This is a genomic window from Delftia sp. PX-1, assembly GCF_055797465.1.
The window spans coordinates 68,923-82,858 of the sequence record NZ_CP184764.1 but is presented as its reverse complement, the minus strand read 5'-3'; the positions used below and the strand labels follow the sequence as shown (position 1 = coordinate 82,858).

11 protein-coding genes and 1 pseudogene are annotated in these 13,936 nt (G+C 60.5%); 3 read left to right on the top strand and 9 right to left on the bottom strand.

Annotated elements, in window-relative coordinates; all coding sequences use genetic code 11:
• Positions 1-129: 129 nt before the first annotated feature.
• From ACN20X_RS29460 to ACN20X_RS29450, 3 genes and pseudogenes are all read right to left on the bottom strand, one after another.
• Positions 130-1,224, bottom strand: a complete 1,095-nt coding sequence (locus tag ACN20X_RS29460; protein WP_473210857.1) for a carbon-nitrogen hydrolase family protein — start codon at positions 1,222-1,224, stop codon at positions 130-132.
• Positions 1,225-1,326: 102 nt separating this feature from the next.
• Positions 1,327-1,418, bottom strand: a pseudogene (locus tag ACN20X_RS29455) (IS200/IS605 family transposase); the annotation flags it as partial.
• A gap of 25 nt (positions 1,419-1,443) precedes the next feature.
• Complete coding sequence (locus ACN20X_RS29450) at positions 1,444-2,208, bottom strand: class II aldolase/adducin family protein (protein ID WP_473210856.1); 765 nt, start codon at positions 2,206-2,208, stop codon at positions 1,444-1,446.
• Between the two features lie 103 nt (positions 2,209-2,311).
• Between ACN20X_RS29450 and ACN20X_RS29445 the strand changes: the two genes are divergently transcribed.
• Positions 2,312-3,322, top strand: a complete 1,011-nt coding sequence (locus ACN20X_RS29445) for a LysR family transcriptional regulator (RefSeq protein ID WP_473210855.1) — start codon at positions 2,312-2,314, stop codon at positions 3,320-3,322.
• 96 nt (positions 3,323-3,418) lie between these two features.
• Here the strand turns inward: ACN20X_RS29445 and ACN20X_RS29440 are convergent, their stop codons facing one another.
• From ACN20X_RS29440 to ACN20X_RS29425, 4 genes are all read right to left on the bottom strand, one after another.
• Positions 3,419-6,283 (bottom strand): Tn3 family transposase, encoded by a 2,865-nt coding sequence (locus ACN20X_RS29440; RefSeq protein WP_060733853.1) that lies wholly within the window; start codon positions 6,281-6,283, stop codon positions 3,419-3,421.
• Between the two features lie 114 nt (positions 6,284-6,397).
• The gene (locus tag ACN20X_RS29435) at positions 6,398-6,583 is read right to left on the bottom strand and encodes a hypothetical protein (RefSeq protein ID WP_473210854.1); all 186 of its coding nucleotides are present in this window, start codon (positions 6,581-6,583) and stop codon (positions 6,398-6,400) included.
• A gap of 38 nt (positions 6,584-6,621) precedes the next feature.
• Positions 6,622-8,097, bottom strand: coding sequence for an indolepyruvate oxidoreductase subunit beta family protein (locus ACN20X_RS29430; RefSeq protein WP_473210853.1), 1,476 nt, complete (start codon positions 8,095-8,097; stop codon positions 6,622-6,624).
• Positions 8,094-10,214: a thiamine pyrophosphate-dependent enzyme gene (locus ACN20X_RS29425; RefSeq protein ID WP_473210852.1), complete on the bottom strand. Its 2,121-nt coding sequence runs from the start codon at positions 10,212-10,214 to the stop codon at positions 8,094-8,096. The genes ACN20X_RS29430 and ACN20X_RS29425 overlap by 4 nt, the downstream gene beginning before the upstream one ends.
• A gap of 101 nt (positions 10,215-10,315) precedes the next feature.
• On the opposite strand from ACN20X_RS29425, the gene ACN20X_RS29420 reads away from it, so the two are divergent.
• Together ACN20X_RS29420 and ACN20X_RS29415 are read left to right on the top strand one after the other, a co-directional pair.
• Entirely contained in the window at positions 10,316-11,224 is a 909-nt protein-coding gene (locus tag ACN20X_RS29420) for a LysR family transcriptional regulator (RefSeq protein WP_473210851.1), read from the top strand.
• Between the two features lie 90 nt (positions 11,225-11,314).
• Complete coding sequence (locus ACN20X_RS29415; protein WP_473210850.1) at positions 11,315-12,319, top strand: carbon-nitrogen hydrolase family protein; 1,005 nt, start codon at positions 11,315-11,317, stop codon at positions 12,317-12,319.
• Between the two features lie 92 nt (positions 12,320-12,411).
• Here the strand turns inward: ACN20X_RS29415 and ACN20X_RS29410 are convergent, their stop codons facing one another.
• Both ACN20X_RS29410 and ACN20X_RS29405 read right to left on the bottom strand, forming a co-directional pair.
• On the bottom strand, positions 12,412-12,858 hold the full coding sequence (locus tag ACN20X_RS29410) for a MaoC family dehydratase (protein WP_473210849.1): 447 nt from the start codon (positions 12,856-12,858) through the stop codon (positions 12,412-12,414).
• 118 nt (positions 12,859-12,976) lie between these two features.
• The gene (locus ACN20X_RS29405) at positions 12,977-13,882 is read right to left on the bottom strand and encodes a helix-turn-helix transcriptional regulator (protein WP_473210862.1); all 906 of its coding nucleotides are present in this window, start codon (positions 13,880-13,882) and stop codon (positions 12,977-12,979) included.
• Positions 13,883-13,936 lie beyond the last annotated feature (54 nt).

The following is a 13,936-nucleotide window of genomic DNA, read 5'->3' as shown; positions in this document are numbered from 1 at the left end:
TGACTCTTTCCTGTACCGCGCGAGCAAGGGACTTGCTCCCTCTAATGGGCGCACCCTGAGAGGCCAGTCAAAAGAGACGCCGCCCAAACCCGACGGCGTCTCTTTCTCGCATAAAAATCAGCGTGCACGTCAAACCCCGCGTCCAGACGCATTTTCGGGCGCAACGTGGGCTGCACTGCCCGTCTCGACGGTATCTGCATGGGCCCCATTCTTGTTCCGTTGAATGCAAGCCTCTACCGTTTCAGGGAAACCAACGAGGGCGCTGGTTCGCTCCGTATTCAAACGCAACTGAGCTACATCCCATCGATCATGATAGCCTAACGGATTGTGCGCGTACTTCGCCTCAATAATGTCTTCCATATCAATCTCCGCTGTAATGATTTTCTCTTCATTACTTACCTCTGGGCCGGCTAGATAAGTTCCGAACGGACTAATGACGGAACTAAAACCAACGAAGCCCTCCAAGAGGTTCCGCTTTTCTTCCGTATCTACGATTCCTTCTTTCTCAAAGGCGCTCATAAGATCTTTGTCAATGATCGAACACGAGTTAATCAAGAAGACCTGACTCATCATCGCGTGGCTGCGTACAACTGATTCGCCGAAGCCTTGCCAGTCCCATACGCGCCCCTTTCGAAGTAGTCCAGGCCAATTGGACACATGTATCTGTTCGCCCATAGCCGCCAGTGCGTATCTGAACGTACTCATAGTGTGCTCACCACATACCAGCGCGCCAACACGCCCAACACTCATGTCATGAATCTGTAAATCGCTGCCATCACCAACGCCCCAGATTGAGCGTTCATTATTGATAGGTGTTAGCTTTCGGCGCACGCCAAGAATCTCGCCCTCTTTACTGATAAACAATTGAGCGTTAAACAAGCATCCATAATGCGGCCCATTTGATTCCCTTAAGGTTATTCCGACAACGACGTTGCAATTTGCACGTTTTGCTGCTGCGCAGAGCCTATCTGTCGTAGGGCTGGGAACTTCAACGGAGTTTGCGTAAAGCCGCTTAAACAGCTGAATGCAACTAGTTACTGGAGTTGTGAGTAGCCAATAGGGGTATGTAGGAATAAAGGCCTCGGGCAGCCCAATTAGTTCGCAACCCTCACGTCCGGCCTGCAAGATCATCTCGCAGGCTTTTTCCGTGGTGACTTCACGATCGCAAAATACTGAAGCGCCTTGTGCGGCTGCAACTTTGAATTGACGGTAGGTATCGCCCATTTTCTCCTGCTCCTCAAGTAAGTATCCCCTAGCAAGGCCAGGGACTTTAGTTGTGCCGGGTATTTAATAAAAAACGCCCGTCATTACGACCACCATAACGGTGGCCAGATAAATCGCACTCTTGCCCTTGATGTAACCGACTACCGACGAGACTGCTCACTTGGCCGCTCTGACAGCCTCATATACACGTAATCTGGCGTCAACGGCGAAGGGCGCCGGTCAGAGTCTCGAACGACGTTGCGCCTTGCGATACAGGTAGGCGACCGTCGCGTTGATGTAGGTTTGGCGCGTCATCGCATGGTGGGCGCTACGCGCTGAGGCCTCTTCCACCTCTTTCAAATCACCCACGGCGCGCGCCCGCAGTTGGGCGGCAGCGGTCCATTCGAAGAAGATTGCGCGGTACACGGCCTCCTGAATGGAGGATCCCACAGTGAGCAGCCCGTGGTTACACAGCAATAGCGCGTCGTGTTGTCCAAGGGCCTCGGAGATGATCTCCCCCTCGGCGTCGCCTTCAGGGGTTCCCGGCCAGTGGTCAAGGTAGCCGACAGAGTCGTAAAGCATTGCGGCGTCCATCGAGTTGATCCTCAGGCGCTCATGCGTCATCGAAAGCGCCACGGCTGCGGGCGGGTGCGTATGCACAATCGCTTGGACATCCGGGCGGCAGCGGTAGATCCAGACATGGAAACGCACGCCGGGGTTGACCATCGGAGCACCGTCCTGCGGCTGCAAATCGTTGTCGAAGTGCACGAGCGTGGTCTCGTCAGCCTCGTCCAGCCCGTTCCCAAACGGGACGGTGAGGTAGTTGCCATGCCCGTCGCGCGCCGTGAATTGACCGAGGAGGGCTCGCGAGTGACCTTCCTGCGCAAGGAGCCGGGACCCAAGGGAAAACGAGGCCTTCAGATCCCAGGGAAAGGCCCGGAACCCGACAGCGAGGTCAGCCTCCACGCGGCGGGAGATTTCAGCATCGGCGACAGTGGAAGACATGCGGAGCTCCTTGTGGAAAGCCGTATGGTCGCCCTCTGTACTTATCGTATCAATGAGAAATTAGAGGTATCAATTATCTGATTTTCGATATGATTCTTCGCTCATGGAGCGCCACATCACTCTCGAGCAACTCGACTTCAGGCTGCTGAAGGCCTTCTTGACACTTCTTGAGGTGCGCCACGTTGGCCGAGCGGCCGACGTGCTCGGGATATCCCAGCCCGCGATGTCGATGCTGCTTGCACGCTTGCGGCAGGTCTCGGGAGATCCCCTGTTCGTGCGCGGCCAGCGGCAGATGCAGCCCACCCCCCTCGCCAAACGATGGTCTCAGCCCGTACGAGTGGCACTCAACACACTCGAGCAGGCGCTGAACGAGCGAGAGGGCTTTGTCGCGGCAGTCTCCCGTCGCAGCTTCGTGCTTTACATGTCCGACGCTGGTCACGCAACGCTTTTCGGCAGCATCGTGCGTCAGGTTCTCGTCCATGCGCCCCACGTCCGGCTAGAGGCGGTGAACCGATGGGACGGCTCGCTTGCCGAACGATTGGACGACGGGAGCCTCGACCTGGCCCTTGGATGGCTTCCGCAGTTGGAGGGCCGCAAGGCGTCCGCAGCGCTATTCAAGGACCGTTACGTTGGGATGCGAGGCTCAGCGGTTGCACAGGGGCCGCTTTCGTGCGCGGGCGCGACAGGCTACGCGGTTGCGTCGATGTCCGGCACTCCACACGATGCGGTGATTGACCGGTTCGTGCGACGAGGCATTGAACCCGCAGTTGTTGTTCCGACCTTCCTTATGTTGCCGGAGGTGATCTTGGGCACGGACCTCGTGGCCGTCCTGCCATCAACGCTGGCTCGGATCTTTGTTGCCCGTCAGTCCGAAGCGCTGCGACTGACCAAGCCGCCGGTGTCGCTGCCCGCACTCGACGTACGCTTGTATTGGGCGTCTTCCGCACATCGTGACCCTGGCTTGAATTGGCTGCGCGAGATCATCACCCGATGCGCTACCGATCTTGTTACCGACAGCGCGACTTCGGGAACCACCGGATCAAAAGGAACTGCTCAGCTCCGGACTCGGGGTCTCCTCGTTTTCAGTGCAATAAGTGACGGTACGAAAAGCTAGCACTGGCGCGGAGGTGGTGTTGGTAGATCGTTGATTTCATTGACTTTCCTGTTCACTTTCAAATCTGCGATTCGTGGCGTCAAACCGTGGTCGGTTTCATCCATTGGTGCCAGTTATCGATGCATTTGGCCGCGAAGGCAGGATTTGGTCAGCATAGCGGTCAACCGGGAAGCGAAACACACCCCGCAAGTTGATGCTCTCCAGCCTGGTGGGCGCAATCTTCCCGATCAGTTCCGGTGGAATGACCTGGCGGCGGTTCGACCAGCGATCCAGGACCGCCTGCATCTGTGAGGTATTCCACGCCATCACGATGTTGGCCATCAGGCTCAACGCATCGGCCACAGCCTGCATTTCATCGACACGTTTGGCCTGCGCCGGGCTGATCCGGCCGGTATAAATGGCGCGCTTGAGGGCGTTAACAGCCTCGCCCCGATTGAGCACCCGGCGCAACTCGTTCCTGAAAGCGTCCTTGACAAAGTAGTCAGCCAAAAACGCCGTACGCAGCAACCGCCCCAATTGCACGCCAGCCTCATAGATTGGATCGCCCTGGGCGGCAGAACCGAACCGCGCAAGAGCTGCCACCGCACTGGCATGTCCGCTCATGACCGAGGCTGCCAGGTGCACCAGACTATCCCAATGCTTTTCGATCAAAGCGACGTCGACATTGGCTTCGCACACCGCAGCGATTTCTGCGGGCACTTTGGTGCCGCGTGGCACAAAGAGGTGGCGCTGTTTGAGTTCCTTCAACCGCGGGCAAAGATCAAAACCAAGCAAACGGGCATGTGACATGGCAAAGTCGGTGTAGCCATGGGTATCCACAGCAAGCTGGCTGGTCTCCAGCTTTTCTTGGCGGATGACACCTTCAATGGCCACGCCCGCCTGGCGCTCATTGAGCACAAAGGGCTGCGCATGGAAGATGCCCCACCGGTCTTTTACATGGGAGTAGATTCCAATGGAAGGTGTGTTGCGCCGAGGATCAAGCCGGGCTTGCCACACCCGTTTGGTGGTCTCCATGGTCATCATGTCAGAAGATGCCAAATCGGACCGCCCCCAGGTGGCGGCAATCGGGTGTCGCTGCATGAATTCCAGCACAGCCTGGCAGGCCTGGCTCAGACGCCGTTCGTCCCGCGCCCAGCGCATGGCCTGGCGAATGCTGGTGGCAGACAATTGCGGAATCATGCGCGCGCATTCGACCGCAGTCAGACTGGTGCCGTGGGCCATGATGCCGGCATAGACCATCAGCAGCTCGTCGGTAGAGCGCGGCTCACGTCCGAGCATGATCCAGCTAAAGCGCACCTGGGCGTCAACGGCCAGAATCACTTCCGGCAATTGAACCTCACCGATGCGGTGATCCAAAGCCGCGCGCAGCTTGGTCACTTCTGGGTCTTCGTCCTCTGCGGGCAATGGCGACAAATGGAGTTCATCATCCACGCGCAGTACGCCACTGCGGGCTGCAGCGGCCACCGCATCGACACCGGCAGTTACTCTGGCCAGCAAAGGCTTCAAGAAAGTGGCAGCCTTGCTGGGTAACGATAGACGGGCATAGTGTTTCTTGGACTCTGCCTGCCAACGCTCGTCCGTGAAGAACAAGCGCGCACGACCCCGAAAGCTCAGGCTGTGCTCAATCCAGACCGAGCCATTGCGCACCGCGCGGCGCAGGGCAAACAGGGTGGCCACCTCCAACGCCTGAAACGCCCGTTCCCGGTCTGGGCTGGAGATCGAAACCTGCCAGATCATTCCCAGACTTGGTGCCACCACTTCAACTGGCAGCTTTCTGGATCCTTTGAGATATAAAGCTTGCAGCTTGGCAAGGTACTCGATGGCAGGATGCTCGCCGGTGGCCTGCCAGGGCAGCTTTGCAATGGCGACGAGCAACGACCGCACGGGGCGAATTCCATCAATCAATCCCTCGCGGACCAGGGAGGCCCTGCTCGGTGGTTTGCGTTTCTGGGTTTCGGTGATCAAGGCTTCAAGACGGGCACGCAACTCAGCATCTGGCACCGCACCTTGCGCGCTCAAGGCAACAAGTTCGCCGAGCAGCGTTTTGTACATTGCGGCCCAATTGACGGTAGCGGGGACATCGGCGGCAGCCTGACGCCACAGATCGGCGATCCGGCGCTGCACCATAAGGATCAACTGGTCTGTGGTGGTGAACAGGCAATACCGAAGAAAGCATGCGACCTCCACGGTGCGCGCTGGCTCTTTGATCTTGGCTCCGGCTGAGGGCGGCCTGGAGACAAGTCGGCGCGCGTAGCGGCGCAAGATGAGATCGGGGATGTCTGCCAGGTGCTTATGAACGTCCAGCGTGTAAGCCGGTGCAGCCCATAGCCAACTCTGCTGGGTTTGTCCATCTGGGCGCAGCTCTGAAACTGAGGCTCGCCAGCGATCAAGTGTTGCTGGATCAACGCTGGCGGCGATGGCGGTGCCTGTTTCAACTTCAAGCTGGGCAAGTGCCGCCGCAATCAGTGTCCGAATTGCCCGCTCGTGCACGATCACCAGCTTGTTCTTGTACAGCCATTGACGCGCCCGCACGAGTAGCTGATCGCGGTCGGCGCAGCGCGCCACTTCGTCGCGCAGTTCACGTACCAGTGAGCGGCGCTGGTGCTCGCTCATCCACTGGAATCCAAGGACCGTGCAGGCTACTTGTTGGTGATCGAATAGCGTGCGCCCGCGTTCATACATGGCTCTCAGCGAGGCGACTTCTGGTGCTGCAATGCCAAGCTCGTTGCCAAGGTGGCGCCACAAGGCTACTGGAATTACCCGAAAGGCACCGAGCAAACGCCCACTCATGCGCAGGAAACCAATATGGAGCGCCAGACCAAGCTTGTGGGAATCACCTCGGCGTGCATTGATTGCGTCGCGCTCGGCACCATCGAAGGTGAAAAATGCCTTCATCTCGAAGTCGCTGATATCGCGGGGGAGCCCACGCATCCCCAAAAACGTTGTGTGCCAACCCTGCATCGTGAACCTCAAAAGTGGGAGGCCACCATACCCGTTTACAAAGCGAACAGGAAAGTCAATGAAATCAACGGTCTACCCAGACCACCCCCGCGCCAGTGCTAGCTTTGCGTACCGTCACTTATTGCACTGAAAACGAGGAGACCCCTGAAGAGTCTTCTGCTGAGGGTCACCTAGGAACGAAGCAGGGCCCGTCGCGGAGACGATGGCACCAATCTTGATGGGGCCATCGGCTGCAAAAGTAAGGCCGGAAATGGATGCGAGCGCTGCGGTGAGCAGGACGTTGCGGCGAGTTTGTTTCATGTTGTCTCCTTTAGTGCTGGTGGGGGTGGGGTGAAAACTTAGCTTGCTGGCTTGCGCCTGACGATGCGGATTGGCTGGGCAATAGGCTGCCCGATAGCGGCGGATAGCTGTCGGCCTTCGGGGTCGGCCAACGCGGCGACACGCGCGGCGCGGACCTTTTCGGGGGAGGGCGCGCGGGCGACCTCGTTAAGGATGGACTCCAGGTTCCGGTGTCCCCGGTGGCTGGTCTCTCCGTAACCCTTGACCAGGTTGCCGCACAGTCCGAGCTCGAGTGCGAGCGGGCCCGGCATGGCCTTTTCCACTGCGGACAGCCACTTCTCAATGCTCGCCTGCTCTTCCAAGTAACGGGACATGTGTCGGCGCAGAGGCTTCAGGCTCCGCAAGCCGCAGAGCATCAGAAAGCCGCGGATGGTGTCGGTCCGGATGTACAGACCGCGATGCCAGGTGCGGCCGTTGGCCACACGACGCAGCCACGCCGCGAGCTTTGGCGGCAGCACCGAGGCCATCTCGTCCACGCCCGGCTTGAGGTACTCGGTCATGTGGATGGGCTCGCCGGTACGGGCACCGACTTCCTTGCGCACGCGCTCCAGCCGCTCCTTGCGAGTCTTCAGGTAGGCCACGCGGATGACGTCCTCGTACGACATCCAGAGCGCGAGATAGCGCGCCGTTTCACGCACGGCTTCCACGCCCTCGCCGAACTTCACCTTGCGCATCAGCCGTTCAACCCGTTCGAGGTACAGGTCTGCGTAGCGCTCATCCTGGTACTCGGTGGTGAGCTTCACGCCAGCGGCCACGACGTCGTGCATTGCCTCCGGGAGGCGCGCGACGCGCGGGGACACCTCGGGTTTCGCGCGCACGGTGCCTTCTAGCTTGTTGACAGCGTTCATGCGGCCCGACGCTGCGTCGAAGCCGGCCGCGAACCCGCGCAAGCTGGCTTCGACGGCCTTGCCAGACCGACGTACGGCGTCTTCACACTGTTCACGCGTGAAGGGAAGAACCCCAGCGCCGGACATGGCGCCGAAGATGACCGTATTAATGACGGTGCCGTTCTTGGTCGCCAGTTCGCGCATGTCGAAGATGACCGCGCGCCGGCTGCGTTGGTTCGCTGCGTCGATGACCTTCGCGCTGTCGATTCGGCCGTCGCCCATCGCTGCCTTCTCCGAGACGGCGTACTCGCGGTGCGTCGACGCAATCAGCGTGGTGCGCTGCGGGGCGACGTAGCCCGTTTGAATCGAGCGACCCGCTTCGACCAGCTCGGAGGCCGCGACAACGTCCAGCTGACCTGGCGCTGGCGTGAGCGACAGCACAGGCTCGCGCCCGTGGAGTTCGCTGCGTGAAACCGGGTAAATCTCGACGTAGTAGGTCGTCGCGCCGGTCCGTTGGGCGACGCCGGGAACCGATGTGCTCTGGACGGGGAAGCCGGCTTCCGTTGCGGCGTCGATAAGCCAGTCCGCGAGGACACCGCCGCCTTCACCGCCCATGGCGGCGACCAAGATGCAAATAGGGCGGGTCATGCCGCGAGCCTTTCCAAAACGGCGCCGCGTACCCGGGCCATGAACTTCTCGAAGCGGGTGGCGTTCTGAACGATGTCCGCCTTGTAGAACGACGGGCACAGCACCGCAGCGTGGGCGTTCTCGCCACACAGGCCGCAGCCGACGCAGCCGCTGTTGACCGAAGCGACCGGGTCTGTGCGCAGAGCGCTCGGGTTCGGCTTGATAGTCAGCGACGGGCAGCCAGACAGGCGGATGCACGAGTGGTCGCCGGTGCAGACGTCGTCATCGATGCCGAAGCGGGTCCGCACGACGCGCTCGCCGCTCTTGAGCTGCTTGGCCACTTGGGGCTTGATGCGCCGCTGACGCTCGAGCTGGCATTCGCCGTCGGCCAGAATGACCTTGAGTCCACCTTCGCTCGTCGTCATGGCCTCGCGCAGCGTCTCAACCATCTCCTCAACGCGGTAGCTGCCGACTGTGCGAATCCACGTGACGCCGACTCCGCGCAGAGCCTTCTCGATGTCCAGCGTCAGTGGACGTGCGGCCGGTTGGCTGGGCGAGGAGGGGATGGCCTGGGTACCCGTCGCGGACGTGTATCCGTTCTTGAGGATGACCAAGACAGAGTCCTGGTTGTTGTAGACCGCGTTCACCACACCGCTGGTGAAGCCGTTGTGCCAGAACCCACCATCGCCCATGATGCTGATGGTGCGGTTGGGCAGCAGCTGTCCGATGCCAGACGAGCTTGCAAGGCCGAGACCGTAGCCCAGTACGGTGCTGCCCACGTTGAACGGAGGCAGGGTGCCAAAGGTGTGGCAGCCGATGTCCGCGTTCACATGGACCTTTCCGATTTGTTCCTGAATCTGCTTGATGGCGGAGAAGACAGGACGCTCCGGGCAGCCGATGCAGAAGCCCGGCGGCCGGTTCGGCACCGCGGCACCGAGCGCATCCTTGGAGCGTTCCTTGTCGTCCTTCATCTGATTCGCCACTGCGACCGCATTGCGCGCGTCCAGGCCAGACGGGGCAGACACTTCAAGGAACTTGGCGATGCCGGGCACCAGCACTTCCCCGGTGTACTCGCCCGCCATCGGCAGGAGGTCCTTGCCGTACATGACCGTTGGAGCATCGGCACGGCGCAGTGCGGCTTGCAGCGATTCCTCGATGTAGTTGGGCTGGCCTTCCTCGACCATCAGCACTGTGCGCTTGCCCACACAGAACTCAAGGAGCTCTTCAGGCACCAGCGGGTACACCACGTTGAGCACATAGAGCGGCACGCGGGATGTGCCGAATTCATCGGCCAGGTCCAGCTGCTGCAACGCACGGATGACACCGTTGTACAGGCCGCCAGGAACGACGATGCCGACGTCTGAAAGGTCGCCTTCGAAATACTCGTTGAGCTTGTGGTCCTTGATGAACTGAACGGCCGCAGGCCAACGTTCCTGAACCTTCTGGCGCTCGTGCTCGTAGATGGAGGGCGGCAGATTGATGCGGGCGTAATCGAACGTCGGTGCATCGATGACATCCCGGGTAGAAATCTTCGGGCCGCGGTTGTTTTTGCACTCGAACGTGCCATGGACGTGACAGGCGCGGATGCGCAGTTGCAGCATCACCGGCGTGTTGCTCGCTTCAGAAAGTTCGAAGCTTGTTTCAACCGCGTTGACGATGGAAGTCAGGTTGGGCCGGGGGTCCATCAGCCACATTTGTGACTTCATGGCGAAGGCGTGCGTGCGCTCCTGGATGATGCTGGAACCTTCGCCGTAGTCCTCGCCAAGGATGACCAGTGCGCCGCCTTTGACGCCGGCGGAGGCGAGATTGGACAGGGCGTCGGAGGCGACGTTGGTGCCGACCGTGCTCTTCCACGTCACCGCGCCGCGCACGGGGTAGTTGATGGAAGCGCCGAGCATGGCGGCGGCGCCCGCCTCGGAGGCGTTGGCCTCGAAGTAAATGCCGAGGTCGCTCAACAGGTCGCGGGAGTCGCCGAGAACGTCGATGAGGTGGGAAACCGGGGCGCCTTGGTAGCCACCGATGTAACTGACACCAGATTGCAGCAGCGCCTTGGTGACCGCCAAGATGCCTTCACCGTGGAAGGTCTCGCCTTGGCCAAGGGCGAGCGACCGGACTTCGCCGGCAAACGAGCGCTCCATTCTCTGTCTCCTGTTGTTCGATTCGTGGGTTGAACCAAATGCTATGGTTGACCCTTCATTCCTCCAATCGATAGAATGCCTGTTACATATAGACAGATACGATGAAAGAATCAACTGGCAGCTTTGACCTGAACTTGGTCCGAGCATTTGTCGCCATCTACGAGACGAGGAGCGTCACGCAAGCCGCAGAGCGGCTGGGCTTGACGCAGCCCACCGTGAGCCATGCCTTGGCGCGGTTACGGGAGCTTTACGGCGACAGGTTGTTTTCACGGGGGCCGCAGGGCCTAACGCCGTCGGCCGTTGCAGAGCGCCTCTACGAGCAGTTGAACGTGGCGCTGTCGACGATTGAAGGCACGCTTGAGGCACAAATGGTCTTTGACCCCCTGACCTCAACTCGGCGGTTTCGCTTCGCCACTTCGGACATTGGGGCTCTTTTTTTCATACCGCCGCTCTTGAAACGCTTCCAAACAGTGGCGCCGCGCATTCAGGCGGAGTTCATCCAACTGTCCGAGACGGTCGCAACCGACTTGGCAACCGGGGCACTTGATTTCGCACTGGGTAACCTTCCCCAATTGCACGAGCAGACCCGCGAGGCGCATCTGTTCAACGAGCGTTACGTCTGCCTGTTGTCCAGTGAACATGCGTTGGCAGGCACCTCCCTCCAGTGGGACGAGTTCGTGAACGCGCGCCATGTGATGGTGGCTTCGCCGGTCTCAGGTCACGCAATGATTGAGAGCGCGCTATCCCAGCGCGGCGTTCGTCGCAACGTGGTCGCACTCGTGCCACAGTTTTCTGTACTGCCCGACCTCGTAGAGCAAAGCGACCTTTTTGTTGCACTCCCGGAGCGGGTCGCCAGACTCTTTGCAAATGAACGCAAGCTTCAGGTAGCAGAGATTCCAGTTCCTCTACCGAATTTCGAGGTTCGCCTCCACTGGCACGCTCGCTCGGAAAGCTCCGCAGCGCACCGATGGCTCCGACAGGAACTCATCGGAACGCTGAGTAAGCTGTAGATAAATGTCAGATGTGTAACATAGATACTATCGATTTGCATTGAGCAACGATATTTTTACAGTCTATGTCCCCACTAGGAGGAGATAGGCATGAGCACCGCTCAAGTTACGAAGTACAAGGTCGCCGCTGTACAAGCCGCCCCGGAGTTCCTTGACCTGGACAAGGGCATCGACAAGGCCATTCGGCTCATCGAGGAAGCCGCGGGAGCCGGCGCGAAGTTGATTGCCTTCCCGGAGGTCTGGTTGCCGGGCTACCCCTGGTGGATTTGGCTCGATTCGCCGGCATGGGGCATGCAGTTCGTGCAGCGTCATTACGAGAACGCGCTGGTCGTCGGTAGCCCGCAATGGGACCGCTTGCGTCAGGCCGCCGCGAAGAACAAGATTTTCGTGGTGCTGGGCTTCTGCGAGCGCGACGGTGCCACGCTGTACATCGCCCAGGCCATCATCGACGATGCGGGAGAGGTTGTGGCGACACGCCGCAAGCTCAAGCCAACCCACGCCGAGCGGACCGTCTACGGGGAGGGTGACGGAAGCCACTTGGCGGTCCATCAGACGAGCATTGGTCGGGTCGGCGCGCTGTCTTGCGCGGAACACATTCAGCCGCTCAGCAAGTACGCCATGTACTCGCAGAACGAGCAAGTGCACGTGGCGGCATGGCCGAGCTTCTCCGTGTACCGCGGTGCTGCGTTCCAGCTTAGTCCCGAGGCCAACTTGGCAGCCAGCCAGGTCTACGCGCTGGAAGGCGGCTGCTACGTTCTTGCTCCGTGCGCGCTGGTGTCCGATGCCATGCTGGAGGTGCTCGTGGACTCACCTGCAAAGAAGCAGTTGCTGCTGAAGGGCGGTGGCTTCGCGCAAATTTTTGGCCCCGACGCCAAGCCGCTGTGCGAGCCCATTCCCGAGGACCAGGAGGGCTTGCTCTATGCCGACGTAGACCTCGGCTTCATCGGTTTGGCCAAGGCGGCTTACGACCCCACGGGCCACTACTCCCGGCCCGATGTGGTGCGCTTGCTTTTCAACTCCAAGCCTGCGTCGCGGGTGCATGCGTTCAATGCCGACCCGACCGAGTACAACGCACCGACCTTGAGCGCCGACTGAACAGGTTGCTGCGAGCGGCCGCCTCCAGCAGATGCAGGGGCTCCCTTTCAGAGAAGGCGTTTGGCGGTCTCGCGATGCGCCTTCCCGCTTGGCTATCCTTGCTCAATGGCCAGCTTGAACATGCTGGTTGCCTCGAGGTCCAGGACCTGCTGCGCGTCCTGGTTCAGAAGTTGCCAACGCCATCTGAGGATGCCGAGCGACGGTGCGGAGCGTGAGCGGCGCACTTCCAGAATATCGGCATGCCAAGTCAGTTCATCACCTGGGCGCACGGGACGCGGCCACTTGACGTACTGCAGCCCCGGAGAAGCGAGCGACTCGGAGTCGTGCAGCGCAGATTGAACTGCCAAGCGCATTGCGATGGCGCAGGTGTGCCAGCCGCTCGCAATCAGACCGCCGAAGTGGCCGCCAAGCGCTGTCTCGGGATTGGTGTGAAACCATTGCGGGTCCCACTGCTTTGCGAACTGTAGGATTTCAGACTCGGTGACATGGTACCCCTCACTTTGAAGATGCTGGCCGACTTGGAAGTGGGCGAAGCGCATGGCGGTTGCTCCAGGAAGGTGTTGTCGTTTCAGCAAGGCGTGCAGGGCGTCTGGCGCGGCTGGAGGATTGCGCAGCGCCGCAAAGGTCTTCGCCCTGGATGGCCTGCTGCCTGTCGCATTACGCGTCGTCGAGGCACTGCTTGAGCAAGCGGAGGGCTTCTTGCGGCGACCGTCCGCCGGTGTCGACCTCGAAGTCGGCTTTGGAATAGAACGCGGCACGTCCCTCGAGAATGCGCTGCAAGTCGTTCATGGCCTCGCGACTTGCCGCCATCGGTCGCAGGTCGCCTTGTACGAGCACCCGGTTCATGTGCTCCTCGGGTGACGCGCGCAGGCAAACGGTCGTGCAGTAGGTGAGCAAGAGGTTGAAGGTCGCCGGGTCGGACACGATGCCGCCTGGCGTCGCGACAACGACTTCGCTGTGAATCTGAATGGCCTCTTCCAGCGCGCGGCGCTCGTAACGGCGGTACGCATTGGCACCGTAGAGGTCGTAAATCTCGCGTACGCTGCAACCGGCGAGCTTCTCAATTTCGGCACTGAGTTCGATGAAGGGCAGGCGCAGGTCGTTGGCTAACAACTTGCCGAGCGTGCTCTTGCCGGCGCCACGCAGCCCAATGAGCGCGATGCGCTTGCTTCGGGCCGGGTCGGACGTGCCGGTGCCAAGCAGTTCGCCAATGGCCACGCGCGCGCGGCGAAGGTCATTCTCGGAACGGCCGGACAGCAGCTCGCGGATGAGAAGCCATTCGGGCGACGTTGTGGTGACGTCGCCCAGCAACTCCGCCAGCGAGCACTGCAACGCACTCGCAACCTGGTGCAGGATGAGGATGGAGGCGTTGCCAGTGCCGTACTCCAAATTGGCAAGGTGCCGCTCGGACACGCCGGCAGTTGACGCCACTGCTTTACGCGTCAGCCCGCGGCGCGCCCGAAGATTGCGAACGCGCTCGCCGAGCGAGACCAGCAGTGCTTCACGTGGCGGTTCCTGTGGTTGCTCGGTTCGCTCTTGGTTGGCACACTCATGGTCATCCAACATACGGCCTCACGCGTGTCGGGGGAAGGAGGGAAGACAGGTGCGACGGCACGG

Bases quoted from the DNA above. Each gene is read 5' to 3' on its own strand.
- ACN20X_RS29460 (WP_473210857.1), bottom strand. From the start codon at position 1,224: ATGGGCGATACCTACCGTCAATTCAAAGTTGCAGCCGCACAAGGCGCT.
- ACN20X_RS29450 (WP_473210856.1), bottom strand. From the start codon at position 2,208: ATGTCTTCCACTGTCGCCGATGCTGAAATCTCCCGCCGCGTGGAGGCT.
- ACN20X_RS29445 (WP_473210855.1), top strand. From the start codon at position 2,312: ATGGAGCGCCACATCACTCTCGAGCAACTCGACTTCAGGCTGCTGAAG.
- ACN20X_RS29440 (WP_060733853.1), bottom strand. From the start codon at position 6,283: ATGCAGGGTTGGCACACAACGTTTTTGGGGATGCGTGGGCTCCCCCGC.
- ACN20X_RS29435 (WP_473210854.1), bottom strand. From the start codon at position 6,583: ATGAAACAAACTCGCCGCAACGTCCTGCTCACCGCAGCGCTCGCATCC.
- ACN20X_RS29430 (WP_473210853.1), bottom strand. From the start codon at position 8,097: ATGACCCGCCCTATTTGCATCTTGGTCGCCGCCATGGGCGGTGAAGGC.
- ACN20X_RS29425 (WP_473210852.1), bottom strand. From the start codon at position 10,214: ATGGAGCGCTCGTTTGCCGGCGAAGTCCGGTCGCTCGCCCTTGGCCAA.
- ACN20X_RS29420 (WP_473210851.1), top strand. From the start codon at position 10,316: ATGAAAGAATCAACTGGCAGCTTTGACCTGAACTTGGTCCGAGCATTT.
- ACN20X_RS29415 (WP_473210850.1), top strand. From the start codon at position 11,315: ATGAGCACCGCTCAAGTTACGAAGTACAAGGTCGCCGCTGTACAAGCC.
- ACN20X_RS29410 (WP_473210849.1), bottom strand. From the start codon at position 12,858: ATGCGCTTCGCCCACTTCCAAGTCGGCCAGCATCTTCAAAGTGAGGGG.